Raw genomic sequence first — 18,317 nt, forward strand, 5'->3', positions numbered from 1 at the left:
GAATCACTATCGTTCTGGCATCATATACAATAATCATCAATGCTAGGATCACTAACTCCAGAGTGGCTAACTACATAGTGACTAACTACAGAGTCACGAACACAGAGGCCGCTAATACCGTGATTAATCGCCAGGCAGATGGCACACACCAGCGTACTGAATAATTATTGCCGATTTATTAAAGCAGCATCACTATAGCCTGACCCAACAACAAAATAGTTGATGCTGATCAGCATAGAAGTGCCTGTTTTCATTTCTGACCTAGATCAGCTCAGGCAAAAGTTACCATAGTTCGACATAACGAGAGCGTATCTATTCTGCATCTTGTTAGTTAAACTGAGAGGGCCAGCTTATTTTTTACTTATTTAGCACACTTTTCAGTGCGGTATTCAATACTTAAGCCAGGCAAAAGAAAATAATAATTTAGTCGAATAATAACGTAGTCACTATTATGAAAACTGCTTATATAAGTCATCATGACTGCACTTTGCACAATATGGGGCCAGAGCACCCTGAAAGCCCTGCTCGCTTGATGGCTATCCTTGACCAAATTCAAGATACACGTCTAAATCAAGACCTCGACTTTATACGCGCAGAATTGGTAAACCCTGATCATGTCAGGCGCGTGCACCCGGCCACATACGTTGAGCAACTCGACCTTATACAGCCTAAAAAGGGGCGCATATATGCAGACCCAGACACCATTATGATGCCCGATACCATGCGCGCCGCAAAACTGGCAGCAGGCGCTGCTGTTCAGGCTGTGGATGCCGTCATGTCAGGGCAGAACAAAAATGCCTTTTGCGCCACGCGTCCACCTGGCCATCACGCAGAACGTAACAAAACCATGGGGTTCTGTTTCTACAACAACATCGCTGTCGCAGCAAAACACGCACTGGATTTTCATGGCCTGGACAGAGTCGCTATTATCGATTTCGATGTACATCAGGGAAATGGTACCGTCGATATATTCCAGGACGACCCAAGAGTTCTGGTCTGTTCCAGCTTTCAACACCCCTACTACCCATACAGTCATCACGCGGTTCACAAGCCGAACATTATTAATTTACCGCTGGAGGCTCATACACAAGGGCTGAGCTTTCGAAACAAAATTGAGAAAGCATGGCTAAATGAGCTACAAAATCATAAACCGCAACTGATTTTAATTTCAGCAGGTTTTGATGCACATAAAAATGACCCGATGGCGGATCTTGAGCTGGATAAAACCGATTATCGGTGGATTACAGAAATGCTGGTAGATGTTGCCAAGTACTATAGTAATGACCGAATCGTCTCAATACTAGAAGGGGGTTATAACTTAAAGGCACTGGCTGAGAGCGTGGAACAGCATCTGGAAGTATTGGCTGGTTTTTAAATAAACGGATAGTCAGCCAGTATTCCGAGTAAGTATAAAGCTGGTGGGCAGAACCTAAAGCGACAAAAAAAGGGGAAAATACTTTCCCCTTTTTAAACAGGTGAGCTGATTTTACTCATTCAGGCGTGAACTATACGATGCCCTGCTCTAGTGCTTCTTCTCGAATTCCGTCCCAACCTTCTTTAACCTTACGCAGATGGCTTGCCACTTCATCGAGCATATCAACATCATTCTTAACATTGGCTTCAAACAACCTGCGCTCGATATATGCGTATAAGTCAGATAAGTTAGAAGCAAGCTCCTGCCCTTCTTCAATATTTAAGAAGCTACGCAAGCCAGATACGATCTCGATAGACTTATTGATCAAACGATTTTTGCCTTCGTAATCAGATGCCTGGATACGGCCTTTAGCCATATTGATTCGTTCCAAAGCACCTTCAAACAATAGTTGTATTAAACGGTGTCGATCAACATCAATAACGCTAGTTTGTGTATTGACCGCTTGATATTGGTGTAGTGCATTCATAATTCACCTGTAAACATCTTTTAAGTAAACCAGGGGTTAAGCTGGCACTTGCTATAGCATCTGAAGCTACATCTTTTAATATGCTATTGTTATCGGCATTGCTTAAATTTTCTTAACCGACTTACACAATATTTTAGCCCAAAAATCTATCGTACCTAGCCGACAACATAGTCGAACTTAACAAACAACACAGTCGAACTTAACCAGTACTTAGTCGTCCTTTGACCCAGCTAATGCAGATAGCTGACTTTTCAAAAAGTCCTGTGTGCTATTCAGCTGAGATACCAGTATATCCGCCGCTGTAAACTGCGCTGAGAGCCTTGATCTCAAATTTTCTACTCTCAAATCAAGCTGCTCACGCCCTTTCGTGATCTCTGCTAATTGGTCTTTAAGGCCAGTCTCTTTTGCACCGATAATGCCTTCAAATTCAAGGAAACTATTAAGCTTATCGACTAACTGATCGCCAACACCTTCAATAAACGTTACCGAGCCGCGACTTCCGGTTGCAGAGCCTTCAACTTTTACGGCTAACCCTTCGCTGTCATCGCCTTCGGCGCCTGTCAGTATCTGGCCTTTTCCTGTCGCTTCAACACCGTTAATAGTGCCTTTTACATCCAGCCCGTCAACGCCTGCAATTGCATCAATACCCAACGATGCCAGCGTATTGGTATCTACCGAAGTGAAAGACACTTTAGACTCACTGCCAAATGTGCCAGAGTTAAACTGTAGCTGGCCGCTACCATCCAGAGAGACAGAAATTGCAGCGCCTGCTGAGCTAAGATTTGCGTCAGCATCCAGTTGCTTTTGGATTTCAGTCACCAGTTCGGCATCGGTATAGGTGCCAGCGGTGAGTGTTATATCGGCACTTTCTGTGCCATCAACGCTAATCTTGAAGGTATCGTTATCGGCGTCAATGACAGTCGACGCCCCAATAGCCACGTTACCCGTGAAGCTACCATTTGTAGCCGCCTGAGTAATATTAATGTCATAAGTGCCCGGTACCGTTTCTGCTGTTTTCTTGGAGAACGAAACTTGCGAATCAGATGCTCTACCCTGCTCAGCAAACAATGCCATAACATCATCGGGTGAGTCTGCAAGCGCTTTAGTAAACGCCTCATCATCAACTGAAAGCATACCGGTTGTTCGATCTGTGCTTATACCAACTTCTGCAAGGCTACGAACCGATGAGCTATCAAGCCCTGGTACCACTTGAGATAAAACACTTCTTAACTGGGAGTTAATTGAACGGATCGTCGAATCACCCAGCAACAATCCGTTTTCTGAGTTGCCGTTTGGGTCAAATGCGGTGACTTCATTGAGGATCGTTTTAACTTCGTTAAACGAATCAACAAAGTCCTGTATTCGTTCCAGAACTTTTTCTGTGTCCTGCGTGACAGAAACCGTTGCAGGTGAACCATTGGTCTTGCCGGTAAGCGTGAATGTTACCCCGTCAATAGCATCTGACACGGTATTTGATTGCCGAGAAACAGCTATACCATTAACTGAAAACAGCGCATTTTTTGCTTCAACGGACTCGGTCAGGTGATTATTAGTGCCGTCAAACGAAAGCTGTGAAAGGCCTAATGCATCAGTGCTGTTACCGTCCCCGGTATCGTTAACACTAATTTCGATAGCGTTATCAAGGCCCGAGTTCTGTGCAGCAAACACCAACACAAAACCTGAACCTGTATCGATTACACTGGCATTAACTGCCAGGTCTTCTTCGGCATTGATAGCATTCGCAATACCTTCAAGCGTATTGTTGCTACCATCGATCGTAATGTCTTTTGTGACATCTCCAACTTTAATGCTTAGCGTACCTGTACCAAGCCCCGTCAGATTTTTATCCGCAAATGAAGCGGTACTTAACGAGTGAGCCTGAGCAAGCTCGGTAACTTCTAAAGAATATTGACCAACAGCAGCCCCATTAGTCGCGGTTGCAGTTACATTGCTGGAAGATGACTCGGCGTTTAACGCCTGTAGAGCGCTAGGGTTACTCAGCACTCGGGTAGGAAGTCTAAGATCGGTAAGGGCACTTCGAATGCGTCCAACCGCTGAAAGCTCAGCTTGAACCTGCTCTTCTTTACGATCAAAACGAAGCTCGGTGGGCGCGCGCTCTGCTTCTGCTAATTTGTCTATAAGGTCACTGGTTAAAACACCAGAACCGATACCTATGGATGAAACAGACATAACTATTGCCCCCACTAAACAGTAAAATAAGTCAGCTATTTAACACCGTCAACTACAAAGCGTATAACTGACCTATTTACTGTATCGGCAACTACAGGCAAAGTTTTTCCTTTTTCCTGTAAATAAATGTAACTTGTTGCCGGTTTTACACCTTAATGTTAAATAAACTTAGTGGCTCATCCTGTTGCAAGTCCTGCGCCAACCTCAATGCCACATCATCAGGTATTTGTCTGACTACTTCTGAAGTCTGACGATCAACAACGGTTATCACAGTTTTTCCAGATGAATCGTCCGTCTGAAATTCAAGGTCTCGTTGCACATTCTGAATATAGTCATTCAGCTTGGTCACCGCTCCCTCTAACTGTTTATCCTTTTGCTCCTGACTCTGTTCACCACCCACCTTATTAACATTCTCGGCTGATATGGTGTTAACAGAACCATTCGACTTATCGGATACCGTGGCTGCCTGCTGGGGTTCCTGCTGAGGTGAAGACGCAGACGACCCAGCCCTGGTGGCCAGATCCAAACTACTTAACTTAACGTCATTCATAAAACACCTCTACTCTAAGATCTCTAATAACTAAGTGAAACTTAAAATCCGGCTTTAGCGAAGTGCACTAAAGCCGGTCAAGTTATCGCTTAACTATTATCCCAGTAGTGATAGCACCTGCTGTGGACCAGCATTAGCCTGGGCTAAGATTGAAATACCCGCCTGCTGTAGAACCGAAGATCTGGACAGTGCAGCGGTTTCTGCAGCAAAGTCAGCATCCTTGATTCGAGAATTTGCAGCTGACAAGTTCTCAGAGTTGATCTGGTTTGATGAGATCGTGTTATCAAAGCGGTTTTGGATCGCACCCAAGTTTGCACGCTCGGTGTTAACCTGTGTTAGCGCGTTATCCACTGCCTGGATAGCAGCATTCGCACCAGCAACCGTACTGATATCAACATCTTTCAGCAACGTACCAGACTCAGAGCCACCGTAAGTGCCGACATTTAGGCCAACATTTTCAATATCTCCAGTTTCTGTACCTAAGGTAAATGAGCCTGCTGATTTAAGCACCACACTTGCGACATTTACACTATCAACAAAACCTTCATCGTTAGCAGCACCACCACCGGTAAGCTCTATATTACGTCCATCTTCAGCTACTAACTTATAGCTGTCACCATCCAACACCTCAGCTCTCACACCAGTCTGGCCAGACTTCGCATTGATAGCATCAATAGCGTTAGTTACCTTAGTCGCCACATCTGAACCAGCAGCAATATCAATAGTGACGCCATTAATACCTATCTGCCCAGCTGTGGTTACAGTAATGTCGCCAGAATAAATTGTATTCTCGCCAGCTTCAGCAGTAACTCCTGTGGTATCAGAAATCCGGTTTATCGCTGCAGCTACCGAGATAGCACTCGCATCTGAATTTGCGGTCGATGCAGTATCATCTGACGCAAAAGACTGACCTACAGTCGCTCCATTAATTGTTAAATCACCAGAAACCAATGCAACACGGCCACTTGCTACCGTATCCGCATCACCAACGACACCACCATTTACTCCACTGAAACTTCCCTCTTCAAAACCAGCATTATCTATATCACCCGTTGTAGAGGTAATTTTTATATCTGACCCATCAGCACTCGTAAGTGTGACATTTCCCGTATAGACCTCTTCAGCGCCAGCAGCACCACCGGCAGCCATACCAAGAGCAGCGGTAGTTACAGTCGCCTGACCAAGCTCAATGTTTCTTCCATCTGCTGCACTTAAATCGATTCGGAAGCCGTCATCAGTAGTAACTACGGACGCAGTTACACCTGTTGCATCGGATTTAGCATTCAAGGCATCGGCCACTTTACCCAGCTCATTGCGCACGCCTTCTCCTGCAGTAGCGGCCCCAACCTGAATATCGATGGTCACGCCGTTAATAGAGACATTTCCGGCAGCAGCCGTCATATCCGCAGTGATAGAGGTACCTTCAACAGTATTCTCCGCTGCTGTAGCAGTAACGCCAGTTTGGTCACTTACCGCATTAATAGCAGCAGCCTTAGCAATTGCACTAGATGCCTGCTTAGAAGATGAAGTAGTATCAGCTGCCGCAGATGATGCTCCAACTGCCACTCCGTTAATGTTCAAATCACCAGCAACCAGAGCAGTTGTTTCTGCCGCAACACCTACAGTTAAAGCAGCCTTACTGATATTTGATGTTATACCTGCTGTTTCGGCACTACCTAATGTAGATGTAGTTACTTCCGCAATGTTTACATCAATGGTTTCACCCACGTTTGCACCCACCTGGAAGGTTTGGGCCTGGAAGTCACCATTTAGCAGCTTAACGCCGTTAAAGTTAGTCTGATCAGAGATACGGCCAATCTCATCAATAATCTGTTTTGCTTCGGCGTTTAGGGCTTCACGGTCAACATCAGTGTTGGTTGCGTTAGCAGACTGTACCGCCAGCTCACGTAAACGAGATAAGTTAGTGGTAATCGAGTCCAAACCACCTTCAGCAGTTTGCGCCAGCGATACACCATCACCTGCGTTTCGTGTTGCAACATTCAAACCACTAATCTGTGATTCAAAACGAGTTGATATAGCCAAACCTGCCGCATCATCTTTTGAACTGTTGATACGTAAACCTGAAGACAAACGATTCAATGCTTGTGCATTATCTGACTGAGCATTGTTCAGATTACGTTGTGCGGTTAGCGAGTTAATATTGGTATTTATAATTTGTGGCATAATGTTTCTCCTAGAACCTTCATCAAACAAGGCGCTCTCGTTATTGAGTTACCATATCTCCGCGCCACATCATTAAAAACGTAAGCCGTCGAATGGATAGATACTTGCCTTGTGATGTTTAACGGCACAAATTTGGCGACCTTTAATTTTTAATGTTACGGAATGTAAAAGTAATTGACCCTTGCGTTAAAAACAGCTTTTAAAATAAAAAAAATATCTATAAACCATTGAATTTAAAATATTTAATTACTTTAGTATTTTTAAAAATATTTCTATTTTTTTACCTATTACTCTAAACACTGCTCACACACAAAAGCGGCAATTCACCGCCAAAAGACCGGCAACTTTTCGTATTTATCAGCCCTGTCCTCTTCCCCTTTAAGCCACTCACAAAAATATAAACGCTTATTTTTCATACAGATGCATCATTATTTAAGAAACTGGCACACCACATGCTTTAAGGCTGTTAAGCGCAGATACGGTGTTCTGAACCTTCATCAGTATCGGAATAAAAACTTTAAAGCAGCCGGTAGTTGCTTAACCCATTTAGGGAATGCTGTCCGCCGGTATAGAAGATAAGCAGGAGGGTATAATGCCTCAAATCATCAATACCAATATTGCGTCTATCAACGCGCAGCGAAACCTGAATAACTCTCAGGGTGACTACAATACATCACTTCAACGTCTGTCTTCTGGCTTACGCATTAACAGCGCTAAAGACGATGCGGCGGGGTTGGCAATATCGACTCGTTTTACCTCTCAAACCAGAGGGCTAGATGTTGCCATAAGAAACGCGGGCGACGGTGTTTCGCTTTCACAAACAGCAGAAGGCGCTTTGGGCGCAATGACAGATAACTTGCTAAGAATTCGAGACCTGTCACTTCAGTCTGCCAACGCAACCAATAGTGCAGTTGACCGAGAAGCGCTTAATACCGAAGTTCAGCAGCTAAAAGATGAAATTCAGCGTATTGCTGAACAGACTAACTTTAACGGCACCAAGCTGTTAGATGGCACCTTTGAAGATGTGACCTTTCAAATTGGCGCAAACGAAGGCGAAAGTCTTACCTTTGGCATCGCTCAAACAACTACTGACGTTTTGGGCACCGCCAAAACAGACGGCATTACCTCAAACTCTGAAGTAATACCGACCATAACAGGCACAGCCCACGCTCTCGCAGCGGGAGACTTAGTGATCAACGGCATCGCAGTGCCAGCATCAACCGGTGTAGATGACAGCTTTTCTAATGTTGATAACGAGAAGAGTGCCATCGCTAAAGCCGCTGCAATAAACAAAGTCAGTGAACAAACCGGCATTGAGGCGATCGTTAACGAAACCTCCATCAGCGGCACAACAGGTTTCACCAGCGCTGACCGTGCAGGCACGCTTCAAATAAACGGAATCGATATTGCCGTATCAACTGCTGCGGGGCTTTCAGTCAGTGTAAACCTCGAAAACGTTGCTGCCGCCATCAATGAAAAGTCTGGCCAAACTGGCGTTGTGGCGACCTTTAATGGCAACCCAACAACAGGAATATCGTTAACTGCAGCGGACGGAAGAAACATTTCAATAACCGGTGACGGAACAGTCAACTCTAGCGCTTATGGTTTGCCTGCCAGTTTGGGCACAGGTGCAACAACAGATGCAACAAACTCAAACACCTACTTGGGTACTTACACGCTCGTCTCTTCTGCGGGTAAAGAGATGTCTCTGGATACCAACGCCGACATAGGGAACGCAGGGCTTCAGGTTGGCACGTTTAGTGGCAACAATAGTGGTGCTATTAGTGAAACCCAGCCATCCAATGCACTGGCCACTGGAGACTTAGTCATCAACGGCGTGCCAGTAGGCCCGAGCCTGAGCTCTTTCGACACGGCCTCAAGCGTCGGGAATGACTATAGCGCCATCTCTAAGGCTGGCGCGATCAATGAGGTTGCTGATCGAACAGGCGTAACGGCAGAGGTTAATGCAGCAATTCTCAATGCTGACGCAGCCATTGCAGGCGTTGGTTCTGCAATAACAGGGTCATTCCAGCTGAACGGTGTACAAGTTAACCTGTCATGGGCGGCTGCTGATTCAGCGGCTGATGTTCAAGGCTCGATCGTTGACGCGGTAAACAACAAGTCAGGCCAGTCTGGCATTCGTGCAGAAGCCTTTGGAAATAGCTATAGACTCATTGCCGATGATGGGCGAAATGTCGTGGCAAGTAATTTCACCGGCCTTACCGCTGCCAACATTGGTTTAACCACTAACCAAACCGCAAACGGGTCAGTTACTTTGCTTTCGGCAGGTAAAATTGAGTTATCGTCCCTAACCGGTGCTATCGCGACCAATTCAGGCTTTGAAGTAGGCTCTTTTGGTTCGGCCGAAGATGGGCAGTTGATACAAGATATCGATATATCCACTGTTGATGGAGCGATAGCCGCGCTTAACGCGGTTGATAATGCACTCGATCAAATCAACTTTACCCGTGCGGATCTGGGTGCGATTCAGAACCGATTTGAATCTACCATCGATAGCCAAGCGATTACTGCCGAGAACCTAACCACAGCTAACTCGCGAATCAGGGATGCAGATTTTGCAGCGGAAACCGCTGAGCTATCTCGTTCACAGGTTCTTCAGTCAGCTGGTTTGTCAGTTCTTTCTCAGGCAAATGCCGCCCCGCAGCAGGTACTGCAGCTGCTTCAGGGGTAATTCATTAAACTAGCGCCGTGTAAATCTCGTGCGAGTTTACACGGCCTTGGATAAACACTCATCCATATTCCAAGTCCATCACTATTACACTACCCCGCAATTAGACCCCACATTGAATTATTGTTATAAACAATCTCTCTAAGAAAAAATTTCAATATGTTAAGGACAGCTCAATGGCCGCTACTCCTCCCCCTCTAAGCTTCACTCTCTTTGACCTTGAAAAAGAAGTCTATCGACGAAACTACAAAAAATATGAGCAGTACCTAATTGAGTTATGCTCTTATTTGGACAATAAGGGACTCATCGAAGACAGCTATATAGTCAATGATAAAGGGGAGCCTGTAAAGGTTCAAAACGGCCTGCACCCGCTTAGCGGCATCATGTCCTTTGAGCAAAAAGTTGAGATTTATAACCGTATCGCCTCCTGCATTACCGCATATCTCTCAGATACGACCTATACCCCTAGCGATGAAGCACTACTTCATTTAATTTTTTTCAAAACAAATATTGCCAGTATTTTTTACATAAGCAGCTTCAACAATATGGACCATATTCTATGGAACAGGGACTTGCTCACTAATGATTTCCGGCTCAACCTAGCAACAGAACTGGATATTAAATACTTATTAGCCTGCTACACACTTAATAGCAACATTACCATTGATGTCGATACGTTAATCAACGCAATTCCCTACTGGGGGGCAAGTTGGTACTTAGGCCTGTTATACCATCATCATCACTGCCTCAACCAGCGTATCCAAGAAAATTTTAACAAATTGATTGCCAGCCATAAGCAGTTTGAGAAAGTGTCTTTGGACGTGACCTTAGCCGAGCTAGCCGCCTCCCCTTGGATGAATTGCTCATATTGGGATATCGAGAATCGTCATAGCGTTAAGAAATCAATCAATGTTGCACTGAAAAGGTGGGCAGAGGATGAAATTCAGCCAGGACTAAAGAAGAGAGTTTCGCGATACATCAAAAAAACAGATGGCATTAAACGCATTGTTGTATTGTGCGAAAAGTATTTTTCAAAACATGCGATGTACCGTAGTTACCATCTCCCTATTTCAGTATTAAAACAGCATTACGACGTAACCTTGTTTTGTGCAGAGCAAGACTTTGACGATAACTCTGTAAAAGACTTCCATAGAGTTATTACCGTTAAAGATTCTGCTCAAAACATCGCACATATTGTGAAAGATATTGCTTCCATTGAACCTGACCTTATCCTTTATCCATCTCTGGGTATGGCCAAATGGACGATACCACTGTGCAACCTGCGCTTGGCCAAATATCAGGTAATGTGTTATGGCCACCCTGCTTCTGCCATGTCAGACGAGATAGACTACGGCTATTCATCTGGGTTTGCGCAAGGCCCTGACTACCAGTCGTTCTGCATGGAACAGGTAATCCCTGTTTATCATGCAGATCATGAAATCGTTTTTCAGAAGCACTCTCAGTTTGAAGAAATAGATCGCTCAACACCCGAAGATAATGTCGTCAGAATTGCCATTAACAGCTCTCTGCCCAAAATAAGCAATCGGTTTATTAAACTATGCTCTATTATCAAATCACACTCCAGTGTTCCACTAGAGTTTCATTTTTTCGCTGTAGGTAATGCAGGATGTGAACTGACTGCATTTAAGAAGTCACTCCAAGAGCGAATAGGCACCTGTATAGTTATCCACCCTCATGCACACTATATAGAGTATATGAAGAATCTAGCCAAGTGCGATTTGGCCATAGGGACATTTCCTTTTGGTAATGCCAATACCAATATAGATCTAGCCGTGCTGGGAATCCCAAAAATATATTATTCTGAAGAGTGCGGTTTAGCATCTTTCACCGATCATGCAACTTTACGGAAATTAACACTACCAGATATTCTTAAGCCAACATCTGAAGCAGGCTTGTTGTCCAGTTTAATCTACTTAATCCACAACACCAACGAACGGCAAAGGATCTCTAAAGAGCTCCGAAATCAAAAACCAACAGAATCACTTACAGAGCGAAAAGAGGATGATTCTACCTTACTCAGGTCAATCCGGTGGATTGAAAACAAGGCGATATTAACCATAAACAGAAAAGAAAATCAGAGCTGAACATATGAGGCTAGCAATCATGCAACCTTATTTTCTGCCCTACATCGGATATTGGCAATTGCTAAATAAGGTGGACAAATTTATAGTTTACGACAATATTCAATATACAAAAAAAGGGTGGATCAACAGAAACAGATTCTTGAAAAACGGGAAAGATGCACTTTTTACCATTCCTTTAAAAAAAGACTCGGACACTCTAAATATCAGTGACCGAACGATAGCAAGTACTTATGATAAAGATAAACTCACTAGTCAGTTTAGAAACACTTACCTAAGAGCCCCTTATTTTGAAGATGCCTTTCCAGTAATTGAAGAGGTTATTCACTATAATGCCGAAAACCTATTTGACTATATATTAAACTCTATCAAAAAAATTTGTTCATACTTAAAAATAGACGACTCAAAAATAACGGCATCTTCAAGTATTCCCATCGACCACACACTGAAATCTGAAGAAAAAGTCCTGGCGCTTTGCCATGCAATGGAAGCTAAGGAGTACTACAATCCGATAGGAGGGGTCGCACTGTACGATAAAGTTCATTTTTCAAACCAAAATATTGACTTGAAGTTTTTGAAGGCACTACCTATCGAATACAAGCAACATAATAACGAATTCGTTCCCTGGCTTTCTATCGTTGATATTATGATGTTTAGCAACTTGAGCTCAATTCAAGAAATGCTCACACACTTCACTCTTGAGTAAGTGAGGCCAAATAACAAACTGCAATTACAGTTTAAGGGCTCAATTTTATTTACTTAGCATTCCAACAAAGCAACACCAAACCCAAATCGTCCAAACTCATTCCCGTTGTACAGCATATACACATTTCCATCACATTCAAACACATGAGGGTACGCCAGCATTTCAGAGTCCCAGCCACTCTCAGAGACAGTAATGCCTGCACTCAGGTCATCTCTATTCCAGTTAAGTAAATCATCAGAGTAGGCATACCCTATCCGATAACTATTTTCTTTATTTTTCCTGAAGTCGAAGGGTTGCCTATAGCAAAAAAACATATGATATCTATTGTCGTGCTCAATAACAGTAGGCAACGCTTGACACTCATCTGGATTCAACTTATCGGCAATTATTTGTTTCCCTTCCTTTTCCCACTCTTTACCGTCTTCAGAAGTTGCGTGTCCAATCTTATATACTCGATCAGGATGCGACGACTCCGCACTTTTTATCCATTTTGTCCCATAGATATACCACATGTGATAGGTGTCGCCGTAAATAGAAACAAACGCATCCCCAACTAAAAATGGCTCGTGCAGAGAGGATGTGAGCACAGGCCCTTTGCCAACCTTTTGAAACGTCATCCCATTATCATTGCTAACGGCCAAACCAACCGATGCATCTACAGAAACAGACACCCGTCTATTCCAACCCGTTGTATAAGCAAGTATTCGACTGTGTTTCTTGTCCTTCAAAACATTCATAGGAAAGATCCCGTGCTCATCAAAATCACCTAATCCTCCAAGCTCAATTACAGAACTGGGTGATATCGCCAATACATTTTTGAAATCTTTGCTCATGTCAACAAAGCAAACATGACTTAAGTATTTGCCTGAATGGTCTCTTTCTCGGGTCGAGAAATAAATCCGAATAAAATTATCAAAGATGATAGTCTGGGGCGACTGTGCAAATTCACCATTTCCAATGGGCAAGTCATGCTCCGTCGGGTCAAATATTTTTCCTAGTTTTTTCCACTTCACAACCACCGATACCTATTCTATTTACGTTCAAACCCAACAATAATGGAGTGGGGTTAACAATTTAATATCCAGCAACTAAAGTTCGCCCTTCAACTCAGCTAAACCAAACCCGTATTTGCCAATATGATTACCCTGGTAAAGCATGAACACATGACTATCCAGCTCAAATAAATGAGGGTAACTAATCATTTCAGAATCCCACCCTGCATCAGACAACCTAATACCTGCCTTATCATCATCTCTAACCCATGTAATAAGATCTTTAGAATGCGCATAGCCGATACGATAGCCCTTATCTTTAGTCTTAAAGTCAAAATTAAAGCGGTATGAGAAAAACATATGGTATTTTCCATTTCTGAAAAACACGTCTGGGCTAGCTTGGCATTCACTATCCCCCAACTTTGACTCAATTAAATCTGAGCCATGTTTGACCCACTTAATTCCATCGAACGATGTCGCCATCCTTATTTTATAAATAGGTTCTGGATTTCCATTCTTATTTTCGACCCAGCGTTTGCCTGCTACATACCATAAATACCACTTATCATTGAACTTTCTTATTCTAGGGCTACCCAATACGAATGGCTCATCAATACTATAAGATAACACTGGTCCATTACCCAGTCGGCTAAAGTTGACCCCATCATCATAACTAATAGCCACACCCACTGCCGCATTAACAGTGACAGACTCACACCTCGTCCACCCGGCATAATACACGCGGACTTCTTGCCCATGCCTAATTACAGAAGCCGGGTTAACACCAAATTCGTCAAACGTGCCTAAGGAACCTAATTCCAATACGGGTTTCTTGCAAATGTTAATTACTTCAAACAAATTATCTCTTTTTAAATCAGCGTACCCCAAATAACTAACATATTGACCATTGCTATCAGCAGCAGGTCGACAACTGAAAAACACTCTTACAAATTTTTCAAAAATAAGTACTGACGGCGCTTGTGCAAACTCTTTCATCCACCAGATATTTCTAACTTCTGTGGGATCAAATATTTTTCCCAACTTCTTCCACTCAAACACATATCCCCCTTGGAAGTTAAGGCACGATAACTACTTTACAAAACAAATGTCGCTTAGAGTCACATCAAGATTCAACTATCGGTTTGAATAAAACTTAATCCCAATAACGATTGCGCTCCAACAATTCCTGGTAATCCGCTCGTGTGATACCAACTAAAACCTGATCCCAGTAACGTCCTTTTCTAAAATACCAATTTCGTCTTCTTCCTTCTTCTTTCCAGCCCAACTTGTCACAGTAAAATGTATGCGAAGCCGTATTGTACTCAATCATTGAACCATCGAGCCTTTCAAAGTGCAGCTCATCAAATGCATATCTCATTGTCGCCATAACAGCATCAATTCCATACCCTTTACCTCTGATATCCGCATCCCCCAACATTACTCCATGCCAAGCCCTGTTATTCCTCCAATCGATGTTAATGATGCTGGATATACCAATAAGACCAATGTCCGGTGTGTCGATAGCCAACCGCTGATTAAGCTGATCATTTGCTAAACTTTTAAACCAAGACTTGTGGAACTCCATGGAACTTGGAAAGTGAATCCCCCCCATTATGTCTTGAGTTTCAGGGTTATTTGCCCAACAGTGAAGTAGAGCCAAATCCTCTTCTTCAATGGCTCTTAAAATAATTTTTTTCCCTCTTATATTCATAGATATACCTTTTTATATTTTCAGTTCCACTAGAAGAAAGCTATTGCTGTATCAAATTAAACCAATTAATCCCCCCTCTGGTGAAACACCATAGTTCGATTTTTGCCACTTTCCCAAAGGTAGGAAAGCAGTGTTTTTACATAAACTCGATCTATGCCCCTGCCTCAACAGGAGTGCCAATGGTTGAACCGATACTAATTACAGCTCTTAATCTCAGCCAGGATTCCACAGCACAGCTCAGGGTATTCAATCCCAACCGTGCATAATGCATCAATAATTTTCTGGTCGAGATTTAGAGAAATCATTTGTGAAGTAGTCAATGGCTTCAGATAGATGCCCTCCATTCTTTCTACCATGCAACCGGCACGCTCTACATCTTCAGTCAGTGTTTTGACTGAGTAATAACGTTTGTGCCCGCACAAGTAATCATGTTCTGACAACTCCTCCATATCAGACAAAATGCCAGCTTCAAACCCTAACCTCCTATTTAGTACTTCAGAGTTCGGTACAGCCAAAAATATTCTTCCACCGGGTGCCAGAAACTCCTTATATTTGGCCATTATTTCAACAGGGTTATCTACATGCTCAAGAACGAAGCCTAAAATAACCACATCAAACTTTTCATCAGTCTGAAAACTCTCAAAATACGCCTCCATAATGTTTACATTACTCGCAGGAAACAGCATATTAAAATTATTTATTACGGCCTTTGAAGCCTCGACAACAACATATCGTTCAAAGTGATTAGAAAATAAATTCGTGCTAAAACCGTGCCCCAGCCCAAGTTCCAACATCGACTTCGCACCTGCTGTATGCTGGATCACTCTCTTTGGGTACCAATTGAGCTGTATATTGTTATCAAAATCATACAAATTCGTACCTTCATATGCGCCAACATGTGAATCTAAAATGCCATCCATAAAAACCCTCGTTACATCGTTATCCTTTATTCACCGAATTATAGTCACATGGTATAAAATGAAGTTCGGCAAAAACTATTAATTTAAATTTAGTATATGAAGAATTAGATAATTTAAACATTCGCAAATGCAAGCCGATATGTTGTCTATAGTTAAACAATACATCTACTACTAAAAATTGATCTAGCCTTTAAATAAGGCTTGATAATTGCCTTAACAATAGAATCGCATCAAAAAACAATCGGTGGTAAAAGTTATGATTTCTTATTTGGTTCCAGATATGCCTACTACAGAGAGCCTGGTTCCCTATCTCAAGGAAATCGAGAATAATCGCTGGTACTCAAATTTTGGCCCACTTTATTTTGAATTGAGGCAACGTTTTGCCGATAAATGTCTCAATAGAACCGACCCGGATCGCCTCACATTGGTATCTTCCGGCACATCAGCAATAGAACTTGCCCTGAGAAATCTAAAGCTTCCCAAAAGAGCCAAAGTTCTAACCAGCAGCTTTACTTTCCCAGCGACCGTGCAAGCTATTCTGAATGCAGAGCTAACACCCGTTATTGCAGATATACACGAAAAAAACTGGCAACTAACGCCGACAATGGCCGAAAGAAGCATGCTGCTTCATGATATCCAAGCGGTAGTACCTGTAGCCGCATTTGGTATGCCTGTCTCAAATGAAGCATGGCAACGCTTTAACGAAAAAACCAACCTCCCCATTGTCGTTGATGCCGCCGCCGCACTACTCAACCAAGAAGTAAACGATACGTTCACTTATACCTTTAGCCTTCATGCAACCAAACCAATTGGCGTTGGCGAGGGTGGATTAATAGTTAGCCCAAAAAAAAGTGACTCCATCGCGATCAGAAGAATGGCAAACTTCGGATTTGAAGCCAATCGCTCGATACTTCATGCTGGAACAAATGCGAAAATAAGCGAGTATCATTGTGCGGTTGGATTAGCACAACTTGATCGCCTTGAGAAGATTAAGCTGCAGCGCTCTAAGATAATGGAAAAATATATTGAGTTGATTTCAAAAGAAAAACTACCCGTTACGTTTCAGCAGTGCAGTGAAGAATACGTTCCAGCATCATTATATGTCTTATTTGATCAAGCCGATGCTGGAGAGCTGTTTGAGGGGCTTCTCGCTCATAAGATAGAGACGCGGAGACTTTACTGGCCCTTAATACAAGGGTTTCCCGCGTTTAACGAACAGGTTTTGCATGCAGGTATCGATTTCAAGACCGCACAGCACGTATCATGCAACGGGCTGGCTCTTCCTTTTCATAATTTACTTGAGACTACCGATATAGAGCAAACTGTGTGCAAGTTATCTGAGCTTCTATTCAAACAAGTTTTAAGCAACTAATTTACTTTTCTTCTAAATATCAACGGACTGGCGAACCAGATACAAAAGGTTTTTGCGGAATGAGTAGAAATTTTAATAACGAGTTTAAAGATACCAATCACAGCAAATATGCGTACAGCTTCGATTACGACGTTCTACACCCATTCATAATCAGATCATTTGAACCTTTTTTTAAAGAAGGAAAATTACTTGAGCTGGGTTGTTTTCAAGGTATGTTCACCAAACGACTCCTCCAATATTTCAGCGACATTACCTGCGTAGAAGCGTCAGATGCCGCCATTGCCGTAGCGCGAAACAACGTAGAAGGCAATATCACGTTCGTTAATTCAACATTTGAAAAAGTAAAACTTCCAGGGCAGTACAATAACATTGTGATGACTCATGTATTGGAACATTTGGACGACCCTATTTTAGTTCTTAAGCGAATAAATGATGAATGGCTAGCCGAGGGCGGTCGACTCTTTCTTGTTTGTCCTAACGCGAATGCGCCCTCACGCCAAATAGCCGTTAAAATGGGACTAATAAGTCATAACGCCTCTGTAACTCCTCAAGAACGCGAACATGGGCATAGAGTTACATATAGCCTCGATACGCTTGAAAGAGATGCAACCGCCGCAGGTTTAAATGTCGTATATCGGTCAGGTATATTCTTTAAGGCTCTGGCAAATTTTCAATGGGACAAGCTTTTAGCCACGGACATTATTTCTAAAGAATATCTGGAAGGCTGCTATCAGTTGGGCCAGCAATATCCAGACCTATGCTCGAGTATATTTTTGATGTGTGAAAAAGGGCGTTAGTTACAGGTAAAAGTAACGTCTCAGTAGAGAAACTTGAACACAACAGGGAACAGTTTATTTTATAGATGAAGTTTCTGTAACTAAACAATTGAGTAGCCCCTCCGATTCAGCTACAGACGTTGATAGCTCTCGTATTTAAAGAGAGTATTGAATATTATTGATTAACCTATCGTCACTTTGGCATACCCTTCGCATACTCCCCT

At 42.9% G+C, this 18,317-nt stretch carries 14 protein-coding genes; 6 read left to right on the forward strand and 8 right to left on the reverse strand.

Annotated elements, in window-relative coordinates:
* The first annotated feature begins 451 nt into the window (after window positions 1–451).
* Window positions 452–1,375 (forward strand): histone deacetylase family protein, encoded by a 924-nt coding sequence (locus tag MY523_RS09955; RefSeq protein ID WP_250658614.1) that lies wholly within the window; start codon window positions 452–454, stop codon window positions 1,373–1,375.
* A gap of 130 nt (window positions 1,376–1,505) precedes the next feature.
* Here MY523_RS09955 and fliS read toward each other — a convergent pair whose 3' ends face one another.
* The 4 genes from fliS to MY523_RS09975 form a co-directional block, all read right to left on the reverse strand.
* Window positions 1,506–1,901 carry a flagellar export chaperone FliS gene (fliS, locus tag MY523_RS09960; RefSeq protein ID WP_250658615.1) on the reverse strand — a complete coding sequence of 132 codons (396 nt, stop codon included), beginning with the start codon at window positions 1,899–1,901 and terminating at the stop codon, window positions 1,506–1,508.
* A 210-nt stretch (window positions 1,902–2,111) separates the two neighbouring features.
* Window positions 2,112–4,091: a flagellar filament capping protein FliD gene (gene fliD / locus MY523_RS09965; protein ID WP_250658616.1), complete on the reverse strand. Its 1,980-nt coding sequence runs from the start codon at window positions 4,089–4,091 to the stop codon at window positions 2,112–2,114.
* Between the two features lie 145 nt (window positions 4,092–4,236).
* Window positions 4,237–4,641 carry a flagellar protein FlaG gene (locus tag MY523_RS09970; RefSeq protein WP_250658617.1) on the reverse strand — a complete coding sequence of 135 codons (405 nt, stop codon included), beginning with the start codon at window positions 4,639–4,641 and terminating at the stop codon, window positions 4,237–4,239.
* A 96-nt stretch (window positions 4,642–4,737) separates the two neighbouring features.
* Window positions 4,738–6,825, reverse strand: coding sequence for a flagellin N-terminal helical domain-containing protein (locus tag MY523_RS09975; RefSeq protein WP_250658618.1), 2,088 nt, complete (start codon window positions 6,823–6,825; stop codon window positions 4,738–4,740).
* A gap of 592 nt (window positions 6,826–7,417) precedes the next feature.
* On the opposite strand from MY523_RS09975, the gene MY523_RS09980 reads away from it, so the two are divergent.
* The 3 genes from MY523_RS09980 to MY523_RS09990 all read left to right on the forward strand — a co-directional run bounded on the left by MY523_RS09980 (window position 7,418) and on the right by MY523_RS09990 (window position 12,322).
* The gene (locus tag MY523_RS09980) at window positions 7,418–9,517 is read left to right on the forward strand and encodes a flagellin N-terminal helical domain-containing protein (protein WP_250658619.1); all 2,100 of its coding nucleotides are present in this window, start codon (window positions 7,418–7,420) and stop codon (window positions 9,515–9,517) included.
* A 173-nt stretch (window positions 9,518–9,690) separates the two neighbouring features.
* Window positions 9,691–11,619: a hypothetical protein gene (locus MY523_RS09985; protein WP_250658620.1), complete on the forward strand. Its 1,929-nt coding sequence runs from the start codon at window positions 9,691–9,693 to the stop codon at window positions 11,617–11,619.
* Window positions 11,620–11,638: 19 nt separating this feature from the next.
* Complete coding sequence (locus MY523_RS09990; protein ID WP_250658621.1) at window positions 11,639–12,322, forward strand: WbqC family protein; 684 nt, start codon at window positions 11,639–11,641, stop codon at window positions 12,320–12,322.
* A gap of 53 nt (window positions 12,323–12,375) precedes the next feature.
* Here MY523_RS09990 and MY523_RS09995 read toward each other — a convergent pair whose 3' ends face one another.
* The 4 genes from MY523_RS09995 to MY523_RS10010 all read right to left on the reverse strand — a co-directional run bounded on the left by MY523_RS09995 (window position 12,376) and on the right by MY523_RS10010 (window position 15,945).
* The gene (locus MY523_RS09995; RefSeq protein WP_250658622.1) at window positions 12,376–13,335 is read right to left on the reverse strand and encodes a glycoside hydrolase family protein; all 960 of its coding nucleotides are present in this window, start codon (window positions 13,333–13,335) and stop codon (window positions 12,376–12,378) included.
* A 75-nt stretch (window positions 13,336–13,410) separates the two neighbouring features.
* Window positions 13,411–14,373 (reverse strand): glycoside hydrolase family protein, encoded by a 963-nt coding sequence (locus MY523_RS10000; protein WP_250658623.1) that lies wholly within the window; start codon window positions 14,371–14,373, stop codon window positions 13,411–13,413.
* A 94-nt stretch (window positions 14,374–14,467) separates the two neighbouring features.
* Complete coding sequence (locus tag MY523_RS10005) at window positions 14,468–15,025, reverse strand: GNAT family N-acetyltransferase (protein WP_250658624.1); 558 nt, start codon at window positions 15,023–15,025, stop codon at window positions 14,468–14,470.
* A gap of 194 nt (window positions 15,026–15,219) precedes the next feature.
* Window positions 15,220–15,945 (reverse strand): class I SAM-dependent methyltransferase, encoded by a 726-nt coding sequence (locus MY523_RS10010; RefSeq protein ID WP_250658625.1) that lies wholly within the window; start codon window positions 15,943–15,945, stop codon window positions 15,220–15,222.
* A 256-nt stretch (window positions 15,946–16,201) separates the two neighbouring features.
* On the opposite strand from MY523_RS10010, the gene MY523_RS10015 reads away from it, so the two are divergent.
* Together MY523_RS10015 and MY523_RS10020 are read left to right on the forward strand one after the other, a co-directional pair.
* The gene (locus MY523_RS10015) at window positions 16,202–17,317 is read left to right on the forward strand and encodes a DegT/DnrJ/EryC1/StrS family aminotransferase (protein WP_250658626.1); all 1,116 of its coding nucleotides are present in this window, start codon (window positions 16,202–16,204) and stop codon (window positions 17,315–17,317) included.
* A gap of 59 nt (window positions 17,318–17,376) precedes the next feature.
* Window positions 17,377–18,114, forward strand: coding sequence for a class I SAM-dependent methyltransferase (locus tag MY523_RS10020; RefSeq protein WP_250658627.1), 738 nt, complete (start codon window positions 17,377–17,379; stop codon window positions 18,112–18,114).
* The last annotated feature ends 203 nt before the right edge of the window (window positions 18,115–18,317 follow it).

The organism is Alkalimarinus coralli, from assembly GCF_023650515.1.
GTDB lineage: Bacteria > Pseudomonadota > Gammaproteobacteria > Pseudomonadales > Oleiphilaceae > Alkalimarinus > Alkalimarinus coralli.

Coding starts and splice junctions, on each gene's coding strand:
- MY523_RS09975 (WP_250658618.1), bottom strand. CDS start 6,825: ATGCCACAAATTATAAATACCAATATTAACTCGCTAACCGCACAACGT.
- MY523_RS09990 (WP_250658621.1), top strand. CDS start 11,639: ATGCAACCTTATTTTCTGCCCTACATCGGATATTGGCAATTGCTAAAT.
- MY523_RS10010 (WP_250658625.1), bottom strand. CDS start 15,945: ATGGATGGCATTTTAGATTCACATGTTGGCGCATATGAAGGTACGAAT.
- MY523_RS09970 (WP_250658617.1), bottom strand. CDS start 4,641: ATGAATGACGTTAAGTTAAGTAGTTTGGATCTGGCCACCAGGGCTGGG.
- MY523_RS09980 (WP_250658619.1), top strand. CDS start 7,418: ATGCCTCAAATCATCAATACCAATATTGCGTCTATCAACGCGCAGCGA.
- fliD (WP_250658616.1), bottom strand. CDS start 4,091: ATGTCTGTTTCATCCATAGGTATCGGTTCTGGTGTTTTAACCAGTGAC.
- MY523_RS10015 (WP_250658626.1), top strand. CDS start 16,202: ATGATTTCTTATTTGGTTCCAGATATGCCTACTACAGAGAGCCTGGTT.
- MY523_RS10005 (WP_250658624.1), bottom strand. CDS start 15,025: ATGAATATAAGAGGGAAAAAAATTATTTTAAGAGCCATTGAAGAAGAG.
- MY523_RS09985 (WP_250658620.1), top strand. CDS start 9,691: ATGGCCGCTACTCCTCCCCCTCTAAGCTTCACTCTCTTTGACCTTGAA.
- MY523_RS09955 (WP_250658614.1), top strand. CDS start 452: ATGAAAACTGCTTATATAAGTCATCATGACTGCACTTTGCACAATATG.
- MY523_RS10020 (WP_250658627.1), top strand. CDS start 17,377: ATGAGTAGAAATTTTAATAACGAGTTTAAAGATACCAATCACAGCAAA.
- fliS (WP_250658615.1), bottom strand. CDS start 1,901: ATGAATGCACTACACCAATATCAAGCGGTCAATACACAAACTAGCGTT.